We start from the raw sequence: 20363 nt of genomic DNA, 5'->3' as shown, positions 1-20363 counted from the left end.
CCTGCTCGATCCACGACACATGAGGAGTAACTGCGTCATGTCCGCCGAAGGCATGTGGGATCTGTCCATCTCCACCCCGATCGGCAGGATCGCCGTCGAACTCGAGCTCCATCGCGAGGACGGCACTCTCGTCGGCACGGCAAGCGGTGCGGGCGAACGGGTTTCGCTTCGCGACGTCGTGCTCGACGGTGATCGGCTCACCTGGAATCAGGCCGTTACGTCACCGATGCGATTGAATCTCGCTTTCGCGGTCACCGTGGCGGGCGACACTCTCACCGGCACCGCCAAGGCCGGCCGCCTGCCCGCGTCGAAGGTCACCGGCGTGCGCCGCGGCGGAGCGGAGCGAGCCCGGTGACGAAAGTGCTGCTGTCGCTGCATGTTCTGGCCGCGGTGATCGCGATCGGCCCGGTCGCCGTCGCCGCGAGTATGTTTCCCCCCGCCCTGCGCCGCGCCGCCGGATCGGCGGACGCCACCGCGAATCTGCGCGTGCTGCACCGTATTTGCCGGGTCTATGCCGCCGTCGGCCTCACGGTCCCGATCTTCGGGCTGGCCGCCGGCGCCGCCCTGGGCGTACTCGGGACCGGATGGTTGATCACATCGATCGCCCTCACCGCCGCGGCCGCGGCGATCCTGGCCACGATGATTCTGCCCGACCAGCGCGCCGCACTCACATCCCTCGCACCCGGGCGCGTCGATGCCACGGCCGCACGCCTGGCCATGTCGGCGGGCATCTTCAACCTGCTGTGGGCGACCGTCGCGGTGCTGATGGTGGTGCGCCCCGGATCGACCACCGGCGCCTGAACTCTCGGCGTGTCCGGTCGCGACACGACGAGGATTCCGGCGGGTCGGTGCATTGCGGCGCCGGCCGGAATACCGTGGACGTATGCGCGCTGTCGTCCATCTGGTGCTGTTCGCCTGCGGGGTCGTGATGGCGGTCGGAGCGTTCGGGCCGTTCGTCGGGGTCGTGCAGGCCCGCCACATCCGGCTCGTCGATATCCGCGACGGCTTCGCGACCGGAATTCCGCTGGACGGGGTGCAGGCCCAGTCGCCGCAGCTGCGCGCGTCCTACACGGTGGTGTTGCTGCTTGTCGCCCTGGTGATGCTGCTGGCCGGGCTGTTCGGCTCACGGATTCTGGGATGGCTCGCGGTGCTGGCCGGAATCGCGGCGCTCGTGGTGCCGGCCTGGCGATTGAATCAGCGGTTCGACAGCCAGTTGCGCGACGACTATCAGCATCTGCTCACCGGTACCTGGGGGCTGTATCTGTTCGGCGGCGCGGTGGTTGTCGCCATCCTCGCGCTGCTGGTCCCGGGTGAGAAGCCCCGGCGCCGGGCTGCCGTAGGCGCGGGGGAGAAGCAGGCCCGCTAGGCGTTCATCGCAACCTCACTGCTCGCTCACAGGTAGCTGTGGAGCTGCACGGGCTGAATAGGCGCCGTGACTACACCACTCCTCGAGAATTCGCCGGTGGTACCGCCCGAGCCCGCGAAGTCCGGCGCCGCCCGCAGATTCGGCGGCAACGCCGTCGAGCGGGCCGGTCTGGCGGTGCTGCTGATCGCGACGGCGGTGATGTACCTGTGGAACATCACCGTCAACGGGATGGGCAACCAGTTCTACGCCGGCGCCGCCTGGGCCGGATCGAAGAACTGGGAGGCGCTGCTGTTCGGCTCCCTCGATCCGGCCAACTTCATCACCGTCGACAAGCCGCCCGTATCCCAGTGGGTGATGGGGCTGTCGGGCCGCATCTTCGGCTTCTCCAGCGCGAGCATGCTCGTTCCGCAGGCGTTGATGGCCGTGGCCGCGGTCGCGCTGCTCTACGGCGCGGTCCGGCGGATCACGGCGAATCACTGGATGGCGCTGGCGGCGGGTGCGGCGCTGGCGTTGACGCCGGTGGCGGCGCTGATGTTCCGGTTCGACAATCCCGACGCGGTCATGGTGCTGCTCATGACGGCCGCCGCCTACGCCACCGTGCGGGCACTGGACCGCGCGTCCACGACCTGGTTGATGCTGGCCGGGGTGGCGCTGAGCTTCGCATTCCTGGCGAAGATGCTCGAGGGGCTGATGGTGCTGCCCGCGCTGGGGGTGGCCTACCTGCTGGCCGCTCCGGCATCGCTGCGCAGACGCCTGCTGCAACTGCTCGGCGGACTCGTCGCGCTGCTGGTGTCCAGCGGCTGGTATGTGCTGCTCACGCTGTGGTGGCCGGCCTCGAGCCGCCCGTACCTGGCCGGGTCGACCGACGACAACTTCATGAATCTGGTGCTCGGATACAACGGTTTCGCCCGCGTGCTCGGCCGCAATCACGGTGGCGGGGCCGCCCCGGCCCACGATCCCGCCGCGGCGGCTCAGGCGGTGGCGCATGCCGCCCCGCCCGCGGGTGCGCGCAACGGATTCGGCGGCTTCGGCGGGCAGGTGCACGGTGTGCAGCGGCTGTTCACCGGTGAATTCGGGTTCGAGATCGGCTGGTTGCTGCCGACCGCCCTGCTGGCGATGGTGCTGGTACTCGTCTCGCGCGGTCGCGCGCCGCGCACCGACCGGATGCGTGCGGCCGCCATCGTCTTCGGCGGCTGGATCGTGATCGACGGCGGTGTGCTCAGCTACATGAACGGCATGGTGCATCCGTACTACTGCCTCTCGATCGCCCCCGCGGTCGCCGGGATGTTCGCCGTCGGTATCGCCGAACTGTGGAACCGGCGCCACACCGCGTTCGGCCGATTCGGTACGGCCGCATTGCTCGTGGTGACGGGCGTGTGGAGTGCTGTTCTACTGCACCGCAACAGCGGCTGGTATCCGGAGCTGCGCTGGACGATTCTGGTCGTGACGCTGATCGCCGCGGTGCTGCTGGCCGTGCCCTGGACGTATGCGGCGCATCGCCGCCTCGCGGCCGTCGTCCTGACGGCCGGCCTGATCGGTGGCGTGGCGGGCAGTGCGGCCTACTCGTTCGCGACCGTCGCGACCGCGCACTCCGGTGGTGGGCCGACGGTCGGCCCGGCGCAGGCGAGCGGACGTGGCGGCTTCGGTCAGAGCCGTCCGGATCCGCAGCTCTCGGCGATGTTGCGGGCGACGACTGCGACCTGGGCGGCGGCGACCAACGGTTCGTCCGCGGCCGCCGCGCTCGAATTGGACAGCGACAGGCCGGTGATGGCGATCGGTGGGTTCTCCGGCAGCGACCCGGTGCCGACGCTGGCACAGTTCCAGACCGACGTGAAGGACGGCAAGATCGCCTACTACGTCGTAGAGGCAGACGGCCGCAATCAGGGTCCGGCGGATGCGCGCGAGCAGGGCATGACCGGAAACCGGAATCCGGGCACCACCACGGGCCGGGGTGCGGGCCGGGAGCCGGCGGTATCCGGAAACGCGCCGGGGCAGCCGCAGCCGGATACCACCGGGAATGCCGGCGGGCCGGGCGGTTTCGGCCGCAATCAGCACGCCGACATCACCACGTGGGTCACCGCCACCTTCCCCGCCCAGCACATCGGCAACGCCACGGTGTACAACCTGAGCGGCTACCGAGGCTAGGAATACATCGAAAGAGCTTGGCGGGCAACGTATCCCGTTGCCCGCCAGCCTCTGTTCGTGTCGCGTACCCGCGTCACGGCCGGGTGACCGTCACCAGACTTATCAGTGACTGCTGGCGTCCCTCGGGGCCCTCGGGTGTGTGGCCGAGGCTGCGGATGTAGTCCGGAAGGTAGATGCGCTCGCCGGTCCACCCGTGGTCGGTGAACCAGGCGGTGGTGTCGCTGCGCGGCTCGTTGTAGATCAACTTCACCCATTCCGAGCCGGACTCTCCGTCGGCGGCCAGGGCTTCGGCAGCCTCGGCGGGCAGGGGATCCATCTGTTCGACGGCGGCGCGGCTGCCGGGTGCGCTGAGCGAATGGACGGTGTCGAACAGCTGGTCCTGGGCTGTGGGTGTCAAATAGATCAGCAGCCCCTCGATCAGCCACGCGGTCGGCCTATCGGAATCGAAGCCACTGTCGCGCAAGGCTTTCGGCCAGTCGCCCCGCAGATCGACCGCCACCTCCCGGCGATCCGCGATCGGTTCGCGCCCGGCCTGCGCGAGGGTCTCGCGCTTGTAGCCGAGGACCGGTGGCCGATCCAGTTCGTAGACGGTGCAGCCCGCCAGCGACGGCAGGCGATAGGCCCGCGCGTCCAGGCCCGCCGCGAGCACGACCACCTGCCGGATTCCCGATGCCACGGCGGCATCCAGATAGTCGTCGAAATACCGGGTCCGGAACAGTTGGTGCTGCTGAAAGGGGATGCCGAAATCCGTTGTCAGCAAAGGGTGTTCGGGCAGCCGTCCGGCCAGCAGATCGGCCCATTCGCCGCCGGCGGCCGAGACGAACAGCTCGGCGAGCGGGTCCCGAGCCGGGGCGTCGCCCGCGCGTCCGCCCAGTGCGCGAGCTGCCGCGACGAACAAGGCCGTGGATCCGACACCGGTGTTGATATCCCAGGAATCCTCGTCGGTACGCATGATCGCCAACCTACCCACCGGGCCGGGCGCGGCCGGGACCCCGCGCCGCACCCGCGCGAATCCGCCACGAAACCCCTGTTACCACGCATTTCCCGCCATCCGGCGTGGGTTCCGGGCGGAGAACGCTCAGGTACTTCGCGCGCCGAGGTGCTCACCGGCGACGCATTCGTGCGGTCCGGTGGCGAGGCGCTCCGATCGGACGTCGCGGCGAGCGTTACGCCCGTACCCGCTCCAGCAGCTCTGTGGTCGCCTCCCACAGGCGGCGCTCCCGATCGCGATCGTGGGCGATGGGCTGCACCTCGGTGAGCCGGGTCTTCACCACGAACGCGCCGTCGCGCAGGTGTGCCCAGTCGTCGTCGAGGGCGACCGAGGCCAGGAGCGGTCCCGAGCGTTGCGGGGTCGATACGCCGGGAAGCCGGCCCAGCACGCGGCCGATCGCTCGCGCCGGGGCGGGGGCGCCGCGGCCGAGCGCGGTACCGGGCATCCAGCCCGGTTCGAAGACCGAGACGTCGATCCCGGGGCCGGCGTGGCGCTGTAGTTCGTGGGCGTAGTAGAGGATCGCCAGCTTGGCATTGGAGTAGGCGACACCCGACGCGGTCATGCCGGGGGAGTGGTCGCCGGTGGCCGGGCGAGCGAGGTCGAGGGGGTCGGCCCAGTCGGCCTCGGCGACGTTGAGCATTCGGCGCCAGAAGTTGGCGTGATAGGTGTTCGATCCGAGCAGCACCACCCGCGCCGGGGCGGTGAAGGCGTCGAGAAGGTCGCCGATGAGCTGGGCGTGGGCCAGGTAGTTGACGGCGAAGGTCGTCTCGTAGCCGTCGCGGGTGGCCTGCCGGGTGTCGGCGGACATGGTGCCGGCATTGGCGATCAGCGCGCGCAATGGTCGCACCGCACCGGCGGTGAGGAGTTCGCGCACGGTGGTTGCGGCGGCGCGGACATCGGCCAGATCCGCCAGGTCGCAACCGATTTCGCGGACACGAGCACCGTGCGCGCGGGCCTCCTCGGCGACCTCGGTGAGATCCCGCCCGGCGCGGCCGACCAGGAGGAGGTCGGGACGCTGCCCGTCCGGGCGGGCGGCCATGGCCAGTGTCGTGGCGCGGCCCAGATTGCGGGTAGGGCCGGTGATGAGAACAGTTCCGATTTCGGTCATGTCCCCAGCCTGCGGGCCGGGCCGGACCATAGGCAGTCGTCCGGTTGTCGTAGGACTGTCAGGGCCAGGACACACCGGCGGCAGTTCCCGCAGACTGGAGTGCGTGGAAACGTGGGAATTCGGCCGGACGGTGCGCAGGTGGCGCGACCGGGTGGCGCCCGAGGCCGTCGGTGTGCCGGTGGGTCCCCGGCGCCGGGCCGCCGGACTGCGCCGGGAGGAGCTGGCCGCGCTCGCCGGCATCTCCGCCGATTACCTCACCCGCCTCGAACAGGGGCGCGCGACCGCGCCGTCGGCGCAGGTGGTGGAGGCACTGGCTCGCGCCCTGCGGGTGTCGGACACTGAACGCGATCTGCTCTACCGTCTGGCCGGGCACGCCGCACCCGGCCCGGACGTGGTGCCCTCGCGCGTCACCGCGAGTGTGCACCGGGTGCTCGACCGGTTGTCGCACACACCGGTGGTCGTCTACGACGCGAGCTGGACGCTCGTCCTGGCCAATGCGCCCTACAACGCGCTGATGGGCGACACCACCTCCTGGCGCGGCCTGGAGCGCAATGTCGTGTGGCGCAACATCACTCGCATGCCGACCCGGGTCGTGCACTCCGAGCGGGAGCAGGCCGAACACGAGGCCAGGCTGGTGGCCGACCTGCGCTTGACCGCCTCGCGCTATCCCGCCGACCGCGCGCTGCGACGCCTGATCGCCGACCTCGGCTCAGCGGGCGCGCGGTTCACCGACCTCTGGAACGCCGAGACGCCACCGCCCGCACCGGACCCGTCGAGGCGCAAGACGATCGACCACCCGGCGGTCGGCCTGATCACCCTCGACTGCGACACCCTGCTCGTCACTCTCGACGATCTGCGGATTTCCGTCTACACCGCCGAACCCGGCACCGAGGACGCCGCCCGGCTCGACCTCGCGATCGTGCTGGGCACGCAATCGCTGACACCATGAGCGCCACGGCCGCGGGCGGCCGGATTCACGACGTCGGCGGCAGAAGCTCGGCGATGAGATCTTCTACGCGAGAACGGATGTCGTCGCGAATCCGCCGCACGGCTTCGATGTCTCGCCCGGCCGGGTCGTCCAGTTGCCAGTCGCGATAGTCGACGCCGGGGAAGTACGGGCAGGTGTCGCCGCAGCCCATGGTGATGACGACGTCGCTGAGGCGGACGGCGCCGGGCGTCAGCACGGCCGGGGCGCCGGCGGTGATGTCGATGCCGGCTTCGCGCATGGCCTCCACGGCTACCGGGTTGATGCGGTCGGCGGGTTCGGTGCCGGCGGAGCGGACGTCGATGCGGTCACCGGCGAGGTGGGTGAGAAAGCCCTGGGCCATCTGCGATCGTCCGGCGTTGTGCACGCAGACGAACAGGACGCTGGGTTTCATTGTTGTGCAGAGCCTTTCGCCGATGCCGGAATATCGGCGTTGGTCGGGACATCGGATGTGATCGGGAACCGGTTGCGCAGGGCGAGGGAGACGTAGACGAGGCCCACGAGGATCGGGACTTCGATCAGCGGGCCGACCACGCCGGCGAGGGCCTGCCCGGAGGCGGCGCCGTAGGTGGCGATCGCGACCGCGATAGCGAGTTCGAAGTTGTTGCCCGCGGCGGTGAAGGCGAGGGTGGTGGTCCGTGCGTAGCCGAGGCCGACCACCCACCCGTAGAGGTAGCCCCCACCCCACATGATCGCGAAGTACGCCAGCAGCGGTATCGCGATGCGTGCGACATCCCAGGGGCGGGCGGTGATGTGTTCGCCCTGCAGGGCGAACAGGATCACGATCGTGAACAGCAACCCGTACAGCGCCCACGGCCCGATCCGCGGCAGCAGCCGCTCCTCGTACCACTGCCGACCGCGGGCCCGCTCGCCCAGCTGCCGCGTGAGAAAGCCGGCGACCAGCGGGATGCCGAGGAAGATCAGCACCGATTTCGCGATCTGCCACGGCGAGGTGTCGATCGTGGTTCGTTCGAGCCCGAGCCATCCGGGCAGAACCGAGAGATAGAACCAGCCGAGTACGGCGAACATGACGACCTGGAAGATCGAATTCAACGCCACCAGGACGGCGGCCGCTTCGCGGTCTCCGCAGGCCAGATCGTTCCAGATGATCACCATCGCAATACATCTGGCGAGGCCGACGATGATCAGGCCGGTCCGGTATTCGGGCAGATCCGGTAGCAGCAGCCACGCGAGGGCGAACATCAGCGCGGGCCCGGCGATCCAGTTCAGCACCAGCGAGGCGAACAGCAGACGCCGGTCGCCGGTGACGGTGTCCAGCCGGTCGTAGCGGACCTTCGCCAGCACCGGATACATCATGATCAGCAGGCCCAGGGCGATGGGCAGCGAAATGCCGTCGACCTGCACCGCCGACAGGGTGTCGCCCAGTCCGGGCACGAGTCGCCCGAGCAGCAGACCCGCGGCCATGGCCACGCCTATCCAGACCGGCAGGAAGCGGTCGAGGGTAGACAGTCTGCCGGCGACCGCGGTGCCTTCGGTGGTGGTCACGTGTGCACTCCGACCCTGGACTGATCGACGAGTAGATCCGAAAGGCGCTGCAACGCTTCGGGTATCACCCGGTAGTACACCCAGGAGGCGCGGCGCTCACTGGTGACCAGCCCGGCCTCGCGCAGCACCTTCAAGTGGTGGGAGATGGTCGGCTGGGTGACGTCGAGCCCGTCGGAGACGTCGCAGACGCAGGCTTCGCCACCGGCGCGCGCCGCGATGGCCGACAGCACCCGCAACCGGACGGGGTCGCCGAGGGCTTTGAACATCGCCGCGAGGTCGTGGGCGGCCTCGGCGCCCACGACCGGCCGTACCCGCGGCGTGGTCACACACCCCGCCGGTGCGGACATTTCCGCCGAAGAGGAGACCTGATTAGACATCTATCGATATTGACAGATATCGATATGAATGGGCAAGCGAAGCCTCTGTGAACAAGCGCACCGTACGTGCTGGTCAGTCGCGGCAGGTGGCGCCGCCGGCGACAGCGTCCCGCCTGGCGTCGGCGGTGCAGCAGACGCCGTCAGTGGCCGCATCGGCATCGGTGCCGCAGCACGCCTGCGCGGCTGTGTTGTCGTCGGCGAATTCCGGTGCGTCGCCGAATGTTTCGGTGTCGGCCAGCACGGTGTAGACCTCCCATTTCTCACCGTGCGGTCCGGTGACCCACACTTTGTCCTGCCGCGCGAAACAGCAGGTCGTGCCGATCTGCTCCGAGGTGAACAATCCGGCCTGCGACAATCGCGCGATCTCGTCGTGGACCTGTTCGGAAGTCTCCACCTCGACCCCGAGGTGGTTGATCGTCCCGCCGGCGCCGGTGTTCTCCAGCAGTACCAGCTTCAACGGCGGCTGCTCGACGGCGAAATTGGCGTAGCCGGGTTCGCGCTTGGCCGGTTCGGTGTCGAACAGTGTGGAGTAGAACGCGACCGCTCGATCGAGGTCGTCGACATTGAGGGCGAGCTGTACGCGAGACATGAGAACCTCCATGGTCCGATATATGTCGAAAAGGTTGGCGGTTCCGAGTCTGCTCCACCTTTTCGACATATGTCAATCCCATCGGTAGGGTGGTCGCATGCCCAAAGCGCTTCCCGTGATCGATATGTCCGCCCCGGTGTGCTGCGCGCCGGTGGCGGCCGGGCCGGTCGATGATGTCGCGGCCCTGGAGGTGGCGTTGCGGCTGAAAGCGCTCGCCGATCCGGTGCGGGTCAAGCTGATGTCGCTGCTGCTGGCGAATCCGGATACCGGCGAGAACGGTGGTGATCTCGCTGCCGCGGTAGGGCTGGCGGAATCGACGGTCAGCCATCACCTCGGTCAACTCCGCAAGGCCGGGCTGGTCGAATCCGAACGCGTCGGCATGACTGTCGTCCACCGCGCCAGACGTGATGCGCTGGCGGCATTGTGTGTGGTGCTGGACCCCAACTGCTGCCGGTGAGTATCGCCGCCCGGTGACATCTCCGGGGTCGTCGCGTCGCTGTCCGGTCCTGCTCGATCCCGGCCGAAATATCGCTGGCCGCATCTAACCTAATATGCTTAGGATAATTCCTAAGTTAATTAGGTTAGGAGTCCTGGATGTCGCCCCGTGCCGGGTTGTCCCGAGAGCGAATCGCCCGTGCCGCAGCGGAACTGGCCGATGAGGTCGGATTCGCCCATGTCACCCTGTCCGCGGTGGCCCGTCGGTTCGGCGTGAAGGATCCCAGCCTCTACACCCACGTGCGCAACCTGCGTGACCTGCAGGTGCTGGTGGGATTGTTGGCGGGGGCGGAGATGAACGAGCGGATCGGTGCGGCGGTGGCAGGGCGGTCCGGACGCGACGCGCTGTTCGCCTTCGCCGACGCGTATCGCTCCTACGCCCTCGACCATCCGGGCCGGTACGCGGCAACGCAGATCCGCATGGATCCCGACGAGGTCGCCGGAGAGCCGGCCCTGCTGCGTGGAATCGAGCTCACCGCGGCGCTGCTGCGCGGCTACGGGTTGAGTGAACCCGCGTCTACCGACGCGGGACGCCTGCTGCGCAGCACATTTCACGGTTTCGCCACCCTGGAGGCGGCGGGCGGATTCGCCCACTCCAGGCCGGTCGGCGCCAGCTGGCACCACATTCTCGACGCCCTGCATCGCACCCTGACGCAGTGGCCGATCCCCACCGAAGAGAAAGCAGCGCAATGAGATCCGACACTCTGTCCGTCCCCGGCGCCACCCTGTACTACGAAATACGCGGCGGCGGACCACTACTGCTGGCGATTCCCGGTGGTGGCGGCGACGCGGGCGTCTTCGACGAGATGGCCGAGGTCCTGCAGAGCCACTTCACCGTCGTGGCGCTCGATCCGCGCGGATATTCGCGCAGCGTTCTCGACAACGGGCCCGAGCGGCAGCAGGTGGCGGTGCAGGCCGACGACGTGGCCCGGCTGCTCGCGCATCTGACCGACGAGCCGGCCTTCGTCTTCGGCACGAGCAACGGTGCGATCGTCGGGCTCGACCTGCTGGCGAGACACCCCGGCCGGGTGCGCACACTGGTCGCGCACGAACCACCGTGCTTCGCCGTCCTGCCGGACGCCGACCGGCACCTCGCGATGGTCGAGGAGGTGTACGCGCTGCTGCACACCGAGGGAGTCGCCGCGGCCGGGGCGAGATTCCTGACGGGCATCGGTCCCGCGATGAAACCGGCGCCGGAGGTCTCGCAGCTGCCGGAGCGTGCCGCGCAGATGTGGGCTCGCCTCGCCGCCAACGGCCCGCTCATGATCGAACACGAGTTGCGTGAATTCACCTCGTACATACCGGATTACAGTGCGCTGGACCCGGTGTTCGACCGGCTGGTGCTCGCGGTCGGCCGGGAAACCCGAGGGTGCCTGCCCTATCGTCCGGCGGTCGAGATCGCGGCCCGGCTCGGACTCGAGGTGGTCGAGTTCCCCGGGGCGCACAACGGAATACGCACCGAGGCGAAAGAATTCGCACGCCAGCTGGTGGAGGTTCTGTCGGCGGAGATTACGTCAACGCAGCGTCATCCGACGGATTCGTAGCGGCATCGGTAGCGGCCATGCTCGATGAGTGTCCGGCACCGCGAACCCGCGGGCCGGCGGCCCTACCGGTTTCGAGGAGTTTCCATGACCACGGTCCGTTTTCATCTCATCTCCACGCTGACCCCCGCCGAGGTCGTGGGTGTCCTCACCGACTTCGGCCCGTCCCGGGCGCAGGTGTGGCCGACGATCGATGCCGAGCACTTCGTCGTGCACGAGCAGGGCGAGGGCTGGGCCGAGGTGACCGAGGGTACGGAGGCGGCCTGGGAGCGTGCCCGCTACGAGTGGGATCCGGCGGGTGACACGGTGACCGTCACCACCCGGGATTCCAAACTCTTCGGCGCCGGTGGTGGCTGGGTCTTCCGTGCCACGCCCGCGCCGGAGGGCAGTCGCGTCGATGTCGAACTGACTCGGACGCCGCGGGCCTTCAAGGGGAAGCTCCTGGCCGCGTTGCTTCCCCTGGTCGGCCCGTCGTCGCTGCGCAAATCCTTCCGAGTTTCGTTGCGGGCGGCCTGATTTCGGCCGCACCACCCGGCTCAGGCCTCGACCTCCCACACGAATCCGTCGGGATCGGTGAAGGAACCGAGCGGGCTGGTGACGGCGATCCGATGCGACCCGGAGCCTTCGGCCGGGACGCCCGCGTCCTTGGCGGCGGCCTTGCGTCCATAGAGCGCGAGCTTGACCGACCCGGCCGGCGACTCGAATTCGGCGTACTTGCCGCCGAAGCTCTTCGCTACGGTCAAGCCGCGTTCGACGTAGAACTGCTTGGTCGCCTTGACGCTGTCGACCCCGAGCAGCAGGACGAAATCGTCGACCTCGCGGGTGGCCGGTCCGGTGTCCTTCTTCGCCGAGGTCGCGATCTTCCAGACCGCGCCGTCGGGGGCCTGCACGACGCCGCCGTAGCCCCAGAAACTCTTCTTGGCCGGCTTCACCGTCGTCGCGCCCGCCGCGACCGCGGAACCGATGAAGCTGTCCACCGTGCTCGGCTGGGATACCACGAGGGAGAGGATGTATCCGCGGAAGCCGGTGGTCTCCGCGTCCGACTTACGGACCCGCAGCCGGTCGCCGAGACCGAACGCGGATTCGTAGAAGGCCGCGGCGGCAGCCGGGTCCGGGGTCTCGACGACGACCGATGCGATGATGCTCTGAGCAGTGGTGATGTTCATGTCGAAGACGTTATCGGCGATCGGGGGTCGGTCGCTTCTCGATTCCTGATCACTCCGGGAGCCCCCGCGATCGCCCACACCGCGACGCCGCCGACCGCGAAGGCGGCGCCGAGAATGCTCGACCCTGCCCATCCGGCGGCGGAGTACGCGGCGGTTGTGGCGGCCGCGCCGAGGGCCGAACCGACCGAATAGAAGAGCATGTAGTTGCCGATGATGCTGCTGGTCCGGTCGGGGTGGGCGGCGGTGAGCAGGTGCTGATTGCCCACATGCACGGCCTGGACGGCGAAATCGAGGACGACCACACCTGCGACGAGCAGCCACAGCGACCACGACCCTTGCGCCGTGGCCAGCCATGAGACGGCCAGCAGGACCAGTGCCGCCCCGGTGACCGGGTGCGCGAAACCGCGGTCGGCCCAGCGTCCGGCCCGGCCCGCACCCAGGGCGCCCGCCAGCCCCGCGAGCCCGAACAAGCCGATCCGCGCGGTGTCGAGATGCCACGGCGAGGCCGCGAGGGGCAGCGCCAGGCCGCTCCAGAGTGTGCCGAAGGAGGCGAACAGGAAGAAGGCGATCAGGCCGCGCGAGAGGAGGAGCCGGTCACCGAACAGCATGCGCGAGGTGCGCAGCATCTGCCGGTAGCGGACGCGGCCGGTGCGGGTGTCTGCCGGTAGGAGCACGAGGATGAGGCTTGCCAGCGCGACGAGAAGGACGGCCCAGACGGCGTACACGCTGCGCCAGCCCCAGGCGGTGGCCAGAGCGCCCGCGACGATGCGCGCACCGAGAATGCCGACGACGACGCCGGAGGTCACCATGCCCAGGGTTCGTCCGCGCTGCTGCGGTGCCGACACGGCCGCCGCGTAGGCGACCGTCGTCTGCACCACGACCGCGAACAGGCCGGCCAGCGCCAGTCCGGTGAGCAGCACCCACGTCCGCGTGGCGGTCGCGGCCATCACGACCCCTACCGCGGTGAGCAGCAGATGTGCGGCGATGAGCTTGCGCCGGTCGATGGTGTCGCCCAGGGGAACGAGGAAGACCAATCCGGCCAGGTACCCGAGCTGCCCGACCGTGACGATCCATCCCAGGTCGCCGGCCGGCACGCCCAGGTCGTCGCCGATCTGCGTGAGTATCGGCTGGGCGGAGTAGACGGTCGCGACCGACACCGCGCAGATCGTGGCGAACAGTAGGCGCCGCCCGAGAGGTAGGAACACCGGGACTCCAAATTAGTAGCGTTTTGCAACTGTTTGAACGGTACGTCACAATGGTTTCAATCAGCAACCGTTGAGGAGGGCGTGATGACTCAGCCGGTACTCGCCGACACCGAGTGGACCGATCCGGCGTGTCCGGTCGCGCGCACGCTCGACCTGGTCGGCGATCGGTGGAGTCTGCTGATCGTTCGCGACGCGATGGACGGCGCCCGGGCATTCCGGGATTTCCAGCAGGCCACCGGAATTGCGCGCAACATCCTCACCGACCGGCTCCGGAGACTGGTCGCGCGCGGCATCCTCGAACGCACGCCGGGTCCGTCGGGCCGGCGGCACATCTACACCCTCACTCCGGCCGGCCGGGATCTGTTCACCGTCGTAGTCGCCTTGCGGCAGTGGGGTGAGCGGCACGCGTTCGGCCCGGCCGAGGAACACTCCGTGCTCGTCGACGAACGCGGTGTCCCGATTCCCGAGCTGCGGCCCGCGAGTTCGGGCGGCGGCGCCGTGGACTCGGAAACGACCTTCGTGCGCAAGGCGGGCTGAGCGCGTCGACTCCGTCACAGTCGGGCAGCCACGATCCCGCGCCCGGCCTGAGCGACATTTTCGACGCCGACCAGCGGAGAGAGATCGGACACGACGACCCGCCGCGGCAGCTGCCGCAACCGGCCCGGGCCGTGAGCGGGTAATCGTCCGATTGAGCACCGCCGCGCTGGGTAGGCGTTGCATGTCAGGAAATTGCGACGGAAGGGGACTCCGTGTCCGACCACAACAGTGGCCCGCGTGAGGGCATCAAGGGCGTCGTCGAGGATGTGAAGGGTAAGGCCAAGGAGGCGGCCGGCATCGTCACCGGCAACAACGACCTCGAGTCGGAGGGCCGCGCGCAGCAGGACAAGGCCGAATCGCAACGTGAGGCGGCCGAGAAGGAGGCGCAGGCCGAGCGCGCCCGGGCCGAGGCCAAGGTCGACGAGGCGCGTCAGCAGTCCCACCAGCAGGGAAGCTAGTTTCCCGACCGCTCACCCGTTCCGCGCCGGAGGAGGTTCTCGTGGTTTCACACGACGTCATCGCCCAGCTTCGCCAGGACATCACCACTGCGTCCGATGCCGGAGACGAGGCCGAAGTGCAACGGCTGCAACGCGAACTCGACACCGCGCTGCAGGCGTACCGCGAAAGCGGAGACGACGCGGAACGGGAAGCGGAATGAACGACACCGTGGCCGCCCGGGAGGCGGGGCGATGACCGAGGGTGCCGCCGAGCGGATCGCCGAACTGGCCGCAGCGGCCGGTTCGACGATCGCGGTGGCGGAGTCACTGACCTCGGGCAAGATCGCCGCCGCCCTCGGCGCGGCACCGGATGCGGGACAGTGGTTCCGCGGCGGGGTCGTCGCCTACAGTCCAGAGGTCAAACGCTCCGTCCTGGATATGCCCGATGTCCCCGTGGTGTCGCGGCCGGCCGCGGAGGCGTTGGCGGCGAATGTGCGGAAACTGCTCGGCGCGAGCTATTCGGTCGCGGTCACCGGGGTCGGTGGCCCCGAACCGAGTGACGGCGAAGCGCCCGGCACGGTGTGGTTCGCCACCGCCTCCGAGACCGCGGTCACCGCGTGCCGGGCCGAATTCGACGGTGAACCGGAAGAGGTCCTCGAGCAGACGGTGCGCTTCGCGCTGAGCTGTCTGCTGGACCGTCTGACCGCCGATCGATAAACGGTCCGCGGACGACGACACCGTCCGCAAGGTTCGCAACTTCGCCGGATCGCTTACGCAGAACTAGGCAGTTGCAACGTATTTCGACGGGTACCCGTCCTGAGTAGCGTCCGAATCATGCGATTCGACGACGTACTCGGGAGGTCCCGGCTGTGAAGAATCACCTCGTTCGCACGCACCGCTCGGCGGAGGTGTTTCCGCGGACGGAACATCTCGCGTGGCGGATCGCGGAGGTCGCCACGGATCCGGTCGCGGTGGCGCCGGACACCGAAGAGATGATCGTCAACCGGATCATCGACAACGCCGCGGTCGCCGCCGCGTCGATCACCCGGCGCCCGGTGGCCGACGCCCGGGCGCAGGCCTTGGCGCACCCGTATCGACCGGGCTCCTCGGTGTTCGGTGTGCCCGGCACGTATTCGCCGGAGTGGGCGGCCTGGGCCAACGGTGTCGCGGTGCGCGAACTGGATTTCCACGACACATTTCTCGCCTCCGAATACTCCCATCCGGGCGACAACATCCCGCCGATTCTGGCCGCCGCCCAACATGCCGGACGCAGCGGCCGCGACCTCGTTCGCGGCCTGGCCACCGGCTACGAGATCCAGATCGATCTGGTGCGGGCGATCTGCCTGCACGAACACAAGATCGACCACGTCGCCCATCTGGGCCCCTCGGCCGCCGCCGGCATCGGTACGGCGCTCGGCCTCGACACCGGAACCATCTATCAGGCCATCGGCCAGGCGTTGCACACCACGACCGCGACCCGGCAGTCCCGCAAGGGGGAGATCTCCAGCTGGAAGGCCTATGCGCCGGCCTTCGCGGGAAAGATGGCCATCGAAGCCGTCGACCGGGCCATGCGCGGCGAAGGTGCGCCCGCCCCCATCTGGGAGGGCGAGGACGGGGTGATCGCCCGATTGCTGTCCGGGCCCGATGCCGAGTATTCGGTACCGCTGCCGGGTCCGGGCGAACCGAAGCGAGCGATCCTCGACTCCTACACCAAGGAGCATTCGGCCGAATATCAGAGCCAGGCGCCGATCGATCTGGCCCGGCGCATGCGCGCCCGCATCGGCGACCTCGAGGAAGTGGCCTCGATCGTGTTGCATACCAGCCACCACACTCACGTGGTGATCGGCACCGGCTCCGGCGATCCACAGAAATTCGATCCCGAGGCTTCGCGGGAAACCCTCGACCACTCGGTCATGTACATCTTCGCGGTCGCGCTGCAGGACGGGTCCTGGCATCACGAGCGGTCCTACGCACCCGAGCGTGCCCGCCGGCCCGACACGGTCGCGCTGTGGCACAAGATCTCCACCGCCGAGGACCCGGAATGGACCCGGCGCTACCACTCCACCGATCCCGCCGAGAAGGCGTTCGGCGCGCGCGCCGAGGTGACGCTGACCAGCGGTGAGGTGATCGTCGACGAACTCGCGGTCGCCGATGCCCACCCGCTCGGCGCGCGGCCGTTCGCCCGCGAGCAGTACATCGCCAAATTCCGCACCCTCGCCGAGGGAGTCGTCGACGCGGCCGAACAGGACCGCTTTCTCGACGCCGCGCAGCGGGCGGGCTCGCTCGCGCCGGGCGAACTGGCGCAGCTGACATTCGAGGTGTCCGACGAGGTGCTCGCCCGCGCCCCGAAATCGCCGAAGGGATTGTTCCGATGACCGGATTGCTCGCCGCCACCACCTCCGCCGCCGACAAACGCGTCGCCTTCCGCGCCGGACTCGCCTCGGGGACGATCCAGCGGTTGCCCGGTGCCTTCAATCCGTTGGTGGCCAAGCTGATTCAGGAAATCGGGTTCGAAGGAGTCTATGTCTCGGGTGCGGTGGTGTCGGCGGAACTCGGGCTGCCCGATATCGGGCTGACCACGCTGACCGAGGTCGCGGGCCGCGGTGGACAGGTCGCCCGGGTGACCGATCTGCCGGTGCTCATCGACGCCGACACCGGTTTCGGCGAGCCGATGAACGCGGCTCGCACCGTGACACTGCTCGAGGATGCCGGACTCGCGGGTTGCCACCTGGAGGATCAGGTGAATCCCAAGCGCTGCGGTCACCTCGACGGCAAGGCCGTCGTGCCTGCCGACGAGATGGTGCGTCGCCTGCGTGCGGCCGTCTCTGCGCGGCGCGACCCGAATTTCGTGATCTGCGCCCGCACCGACGCCGCCGGAATCGAAGGCATCGACGCGGCGATCGACCGCGCCCGCGCCTACGCCGACGCCGGGGCCGACCTGATCTTCACCGAAGCGCTCGGCGGCGCAGCCGATTTCGAGAAATTCCGGGCCGCGGTCTCGATTCCGCTGCTGGCCAATATGACCGAGTTCGGCAAATCTGAACTGTTGCCGGCGCGGACACTGGAATCCATCGGCTACAACGCGGTGATCTATCCGGTGTCCACCCTGCGCCTGGCGATGTGGGCGGCCGAGACCGGGCTGCGCGAAATCCATGAGACCGGCACCCAGGCGGGATTGCTGGATCGGATGCAGCATCGCAGCCGGCTCTACGACCTGTTGCAGTACGAGCGCTACAACGAATTCGATTCCGACATCTTCACATTCACCCTGGGAAGGAACCAGTGATGACGATGGCCGCGACTCCGGCGATCAACAAGGGCCTGGCGGGCGTCGTCGTCGACACCACCGCGATTTCGAAGGTGGTGCCGGAAACGAATTCGCTGACCTACCGGGGCTATGCCGTCCAGGATCTGGCGGCGCACTGCACGTTCGAGCAGGTCGCCTACCTGCTGTGGTACGGCGAACTGCCGAACGACGCCCAGCTGGAACGGTTCTCCCAGCAGGAACGCGCGGCCCGGCGAGTCGATCGGTCGCTGCTGTCGCTGGTGGCGAAACTGCCCGACACCTGCCATCCGATGGATGTGGTCCGCACGGCGATCAGCTATCTCGGCGCCGAGGATCCGCTCGAGGAGGACAATTCGCCGAAAGCCAACCGCGCCAAGGCGTTACGCATGCTGGCGGTGCTGCCTACCATCGTGGCCGCCGACCATCGCCGCCGGCACGGACTGGACCCGATCGCCCCGCATTCGCACATGGGATACGCGCAGAACTTCCTGAACATGTGCTTCGGGACGGTGCCGGCGCCGGAACTGGTACGGGCCTTCGAAATCTCGCTGATTCTCTACGCGGAGCACAGTTTCAACGCCTCCACGTTCGCCGCGCGGGTGGTGACGTCGACGCAGTCGGATATCTACAGCGCGGTCACCGCCGCCATCGGCGCGCTGAAGGGACCGCTGCACGGTGGGGCGAACGAGGCGGTCATGCGTGACATGCTCGACATCGGCGAGCCCGAGCGAGCCGAGGCATGGTTGCGGAAAAAGCTGGCTGACAAGCAGAAAGTGATGGGCTTCGGCCATCGGGTCTACAAGAACGGCGATTCCCGGGTGCCGACGATGAAGCGGGCGTTGCTCGATATCGCCGCCGCCACCGACGGCGGCCGGTGGGTGCGCATGTACGAGATACTCGAACGCACGATGTCCGAGGCCACCGGGATCGCGCCGAATCTCGACTTCCCCACCGGCCCCGCGTATTACCTGCTGGGGTTCGACATCGAAACCTTCACTCCGATCTTCGTCATGAGCCGGATCACCGGCTGGGCCGCCCACATCATCGAACAGGGCGCCTCGAACGCGCTGATCCGCCCGCTCAGCGAATACGTCGGCGTCGAGCAGCGGTCGGTCCTGGCCTGACCGGCTCCAGGCCGGGCGGATCAGCCGTGCCGGATGCGAGGGGAGGCGAGGGCGGTCGGTGGGACGTAGTCGCCGACCGCGTCGCGGTGCCACCACACGTGGTCGCGGCGGAGTTCTTCGCGGGTGCTGAATCGGTAGAGGTAGTGCCGGACTCGCACATGGGCGGGTGGGTCGTCCGGAAAAGGATTGTGCCGCAACAGATGCAGGGTGGCCGGGTCATTGGTCAGCAGTCGCCGCAGGAACGGGCCCAGCCAGGAGCGTGCGTAGACCGGGGAGATGGCGGCGAACCACATCAGCCAGTCCAGGCGCAGATGGTAGGGCGCCCACTGGCGCGGCAGCCGGTGCGGATCACCGGGCTTGCCCTTGAAATCGTATTCCTCCCATTGGGTTTGCTCGGTGATGTGCCGGTCGCGGGTGCCCTCCACCACCAGTTCCCAGCGCCGGCGCTCGATCCGCCCGAACGCGCCGTAGGTGTTCACCAGGTGGTACCGATTGAAGCTGGCGTTCATCTGCTGGTGCCCGGACAACAGGTTCCGGATCGGCCAATAGCTGAGCACGACCACCGCGGCGGTGAAGGCGAGGACCACCGCGACGAACCACGTGGGCGGGTCCGTGAACGCCGGCCGGTCGGGCAGCGGCACGACGGTCGCCGCCGAGCGGGCGTCGATCGCGGTGCAGGCCAGCAGGATCGTCAACCAGTTGAGCCAGGCGAAATTGCCGGACAGGACCAGCCACAGCTGGGTGACCACGACGATCGTCGCGGCGATGCTCGCGACCGGCTGCGGAGTGAACAGCGCGAACGGCACGACCAGCTGCGCGATATGGTTCGCGGCCACCTCCACGCGGTGCAGCGGTCGGGGCAGGTGGTGGAACAGCCAGCTCAGCGGGCCGGGCATGGGCTGGGTTTCGTGGTGGTAGTACAGGCAGGTCAGATCGCGCCAGCAGGGGTCGCCGCGCAGTTTGATCAACCCCGCGCCGAACTCCACCCGGAACAGCAGCCAGCGCGCCAGCCACAGCACGAGAATCGGTGGCGCGACGTGGTCGTTGCCGAGAAAGATCGCCAGGAATCCCGTCTCCAGCAGCAGCGATTCCCAGCCGAACGAATACCAGGCCTGGCCCACGTTGACGATCGACAGATACAGCACCCACGCCGCGAACCACAGCAGCATCGCCGCCCACAGCGGCACTCGATCGTCGGCCCTCGCCGCCAGGGCCACCGCCAGCGCCGCCCCGGCCCAGGCGACACCGGCGAAGAACCGGTCCGAATAGTGCAGATGGAACAGGCTCGGCGAACCCCGGAACGAGGAGCGGGCCAGGAACGCGGGCACCGGCAGCATGCCGTCGGCGCCGATGAGCGCCCGGAACTGCCGCGCGGCGCCCACGAACGCGATCAGATAGACGACCGCGAGGCCGCGTTGGAACACCTCGCGCGCGAACCAGTAGCCGGGCGCCGTGAACCACTGCATGTTCGGGGCATACCCGCTGCGGCCGGTCGCGATGCCGGG

General features: G+C 68.6%; 25 protein-coding genes. 16 read left to right on the top strand and 9 right to left on the bottom strand.

Annotation, left to right across the window (positions count from 1 at the left end):
- Positions 1–37: 37 nt before the first annotated feature.
- The 4 genes from C8258_RS02835 to C8258_RS02820 all read left to right on the top strand — a co-directional run bounded on the left by C8258_RS02835 (position 38) and on the right by C8258_RS02820 (position 3511).
- A complete protein-coding gene (locus C8258_RS02835) occupies positions 38–355 on the top strand; it encodes a hypothetical protein (protein WP_106953699.1) in 318 nt (105 codons plus the stop codon).
- Positions 352–801: a hypothetical protein gene (locus C8258_RS02830; protein ID WP_106953698.1), complete on the top strand. Its 450-nt coding sequence runs from the start codon at positions 352–354 to the stop codon at positions 799–801. Before C8258_RS02835 ends, C8258_RS02830 begins: the two co-directional genes overlap by 4 nt.
- Before the next feature lie 82 nt (positions 802–883).
- Complete coding sequence (locus tag C8258_RS02825) at positions 884–1366, top strand: hypothetical protein (RefSeq protein ID WP_106953697.1); 483 nt, start codon at positions 884–886, stop codon at positions 1364–1366.
- Between the two features lie 66 nt (positions 1367–1432).
- A complete protein-coding gene (locus tag C8258_RS02820; protein WP_233224833.1) occupies positions 1433–3511 on the top strand; it encodes a glycosyltransferase family 39 protein in 2079 nt (692 codons plus the stop codon).
- A 73-nt stretch (positions 3512–3584) separates the two neighbouring features.
- Here C8258_RS02820 and C8258_RS02815 read toward each other — a convergent pair whose 3' ends face one another.
- Positions 3585–4463 carry an SAM-dependent methyltransferase gene (locus tag C8258_RS02815; RefSeq protein ID WP_106953696.1) on the bottom strand — a complete coding sequence of 293 codons (879 nt, stop codon included), beginning with the start codon at positions 4461–4463 and terminating at the stop codon, positions 3585–3587.
- A 214-nt stretch (positions 4464–4677) separates the two neighbouring features.
- Entirely contained in the window at positions 4678–5610 is a 933-nt protein-coding gene (locus C8258_RS02810; RefSeq protein WP_106953695.1) for an SDR family NAD(P)-dependent oxidoreductase, read from the bottom strand.
- Between the two features lie 103 nt (positions 5611–5713).
- Between C8258_RS02810 and C8258_RS02805 the strand changes: the two genes are divergently transcribed.
- A complete protein-coding gene (locus C8258_RS02805; protein ID WP_106953694.1) occupies positions 5714–6559 on the top strand; it encodes a helix-turn-helix transcriptional regulator in 846 nt (281 codons plus the stop codon).
- A 25-nt stretch (positions 6560–6584) separates the two neighbouring features.
- Here C8258_RS02805 and C8258_RS02800 read toward each other — a convergent pair whose 3' ends face one another.
- The 4 genes from C8258_RS02800 to C8258_RS02785 all read right to left on the bottom strand — a co-directional run bounded on the left by C8258_RS02800 (position 6585) and on the right by C8258_RS02785 (position 9067).
- Positions 6585–6989, bottom strand: a complete 405-nt coding sequence (locus tag C8258_RS02800; RefSeq protein ID WP_106953693.1) for an arsenate reductase ArsC — start codon at positions 6987–6989, stop codon at positions 6585–6587.
- Positions 6986–8101: an ACR3 family arsenite efflux transporter gene (gene arsB / locus C8258_RS02795; RefSeq protein WP_106953692.1), complete on the bottom strand. Its 1116-nt coding sequence runs from the start codon at positions 8099–8101 to the stop codon at positions 6986–6988. Before arsB ends, C8258_RS02800 begins: the two co-directional genes overlap by 4 nt.
- The gene (locus C8258_RS02790; RefSeq protein ID WP_106953691.1) at positions 8098–8478 is read right to left on the bottom strand and encodes a helix-turn-helix transcriptional regulator; all 381 of its coding nucleotides are present in this window, start codon (positions 8476–8478) and stop codon (positions 8098–8100) included. The genes arsB and C8258_RS02790 overlap by 4 nt, the downstream gene beginning before the upstream one ends.
- A gap of 73 nt (positions 8479–8551) precedes the next feature.
- Positions 8552–9067 (bottom strand): ArsI/CadI family heavy metal resistance metalloenzyme, encoded by a 516-nt coding sequence (locus C8258_RS02785; RefSeq protein WP_106954025.1) that lies wholly within the window; start codon positions 9065–9067, stop codon positions 8552–8554.
- Between the two features lie 97 nt (positions 9068–9164).
- Between C8258_RS02785 and C8258_RS02780 the strand changes: the two genes are divergently transcribed.
- The 4 genes from C8258_RS02780 to C8258_RS02765 all read left to right on the top strand — a co-directional run bounded on the left by C8258_RS02780 (position 9165) and on the right by C8258_RS02765 (position 11619).
- The gene (locus tag C8258_RS02780) at positions 9165–9524 is read left to right on the top strand and encodes an Rv2640c family ArsR-like transcriptional regulator (protein ID WP_106953690.1); all 360 of its coding nucleotides are present in this window, start codon (positions 9165–9167) and stop codon (positions 9522–9524) included.
- 137 nt (positions 9525–9661) lie between these two features.
- A complete protein-coding gene (locus C8258_RS02775; RefSeq protein WP_106953689.1) occupies positions 9662–10255 on the top strand; it encodes a TetR/AcrR family transcriptional regulator in 594 nt (197 codons plus the stop codon).
- Positions 10252–11106, top strand: coding sequence for an alpha/beta fold hydrolase (locus tag C8258_RS02770; RefSeq protein WP_106953688.1), 855 nt, complete (start codon positions 10252–10254; stop codon positions 11104–11106). The genes C8258_RS02775 and C8258_RS02770 overlap by 4 nt, the downstream gene beginning before the upstream one ends.
- 84 nt (positions 11107–11190) lie before the next feature.
- Complete coding sequence (locus C8258_RS02765; RefSeq protein WP_106953687.1) at positions 11191–11619, top strand: hypothetical protein; 429 nt, start codon at positions 11191–11193, stop codon at positions 11617–11619.
- Positions 11620–11639: 20 nt separating this feature from the next.
- Here C8258_RS02765 and C8258_RS02760 read toward each other — a convergent pair whose 3' ends face one another.
- Together C8258_RS02760 and C8258_RS02755 are read right to left on the bottom strand one after the other, a co-directional pair.
- A complete protein-coding gene (locus C8258_RS02760) occupies positions 11640–12269 on the bottom strand; it encodes a glyoxalase (protein ID WP_106953686.1) in 630 nt (209 codons plus the stop codon).
- Complete coding sequence (locus C8258_RS02755; protein WP_106953685.1) at positions 12266–13474, bottom strand: MFS transporter; 1209 nt, start codon at positions 13472–13474, stop codon at positions 12266–12268. The genes C8258_RS02760 and C8258_RS02755 overlap by 4 nt, the downstream gene beginning before the upstream one ends.
- 84 nt (positions 13475–13558) lie before the next feature.
- On the opposite strand from C8258_RS02755, the gene C8258_RS02750 reads away from it, so the two are divergent.
- The 7 genes from C8258_RS02750 to C8258_RS02725 all read left to right on the top strand — a co-directional run bounded on the left by C8258_RS02750 (position 13559) and on the right by C8258_RS02725 (position 18858).
- Complete coding sequence (locus C8258_RS02750; protein WP_106953684.1) at positions 13559–14011, top strand: helix-turn-helix domain-containing protein; 453 nt, start codon at positions 13559–13561, stop codon at positions 14009–14011.
- Between the two features lie 212 nt (positions 14012–14223).
- Positions 14224–14469, top strand: a complete 246-nt coding sequence (locus tag C8258_RS02745) for a CsbD family protein (RefSeq protein WP_036510789.1) — start codon at positions 14224–14226, stop codon at positions 14467–14469.
- A 41-nt stretch (positions 14470–14510) separates the two neighbouring features.
- Positions 14511–14669 (top strand): hypothetical protein, encoded by a 159-nt coding sequence (locus tag C8258_RS32470; protein ID WP_157104356.1) that lies wholly within the window; start codon positions 14511–14513, stop codon positions 14667–14669.
- A gap of 31 nt (positions 14670–14700) precedes the next feature.
- Positions 14701–15165, top strand: a complete 465-nt coding sequence (locus C8258_RS02740; RefSeq protein WP_036510792.1) for a CinA family protein — start codon at positions 14701–14703, stop codon at positions 15163–15165.
- A 152-nt stretch (positions 15166–15317) separates the two neighbouring features.
- Positions 15318–16823 carry a 2-methylcitrate dehydratase PrpD gene (prpD, locus tag C8258_RS02735; RefSeq protein ID WP_106953683.1) on the top strand — a complete coding sequence of 502 codons (1506 nt, stop codon included), beginning with the start codon at positions 15318–15320 and terminating at the stop codon, positions 16821–16823.
- Positions 16820–17734 (top strand): methylisocitrate lyase, encoded by a 915-nt coding sequence (gene prpB, locus C8258_RS02730; protein ID WP_106953682.1) that lies wholly within the window; start codon positions 16820–16822, stop codon positions 17732–17734. Before prpD ends, prpB begins: the two co-directional genes overlap by 4 nt.
- Complete coding sequence (locus C8258_RS02725) at positions 17734–18858, top strand: bifunctional 2-methylcitrate synthase/citrate synthase (RefSeq protein WP_106953681.1); 1125 nt, start codon at positions 17734–17736, stop codon at positions 18856–18858. The genes prpB and C8258_RS02725 overlap by 1 nt, the downstream gene beginning before the upstream one ends.
- Before the next feature lie 20 nt (positions 18859–18878).
- On the opposite strand, the gene C8258_RS02720 is transcribed toward C8258_RS02725, so the two are convergent.
- On the bottom strand, positions 18879–20324 hold the full coding sequence (locus tag C8258_RS02720) for a lipase maturation factor family protein (protein ID WP_106953680.1): 1446 nt from the start codon (positions 20322–20324) through the stop codon (positions 18879–18881).
- Positions 20325–20363 lie beyond the last annotated feature (39 nt).

The organism is Nocardia sp. MDA0666 (genome assembly GCF_003023875.1).
In the GTDB taxonomy this organism is placed as follows: Bacteria; Actinomycetota; Actinomycetes; order Mycobacteriales; family Mycobacteriaceae; genus Nocardia; species Nocardia aobensis.
Note: the sequence above shows the minus strand (reverse complement) of the source record. Positions and strands in the feature narration are given on the sequence as shown.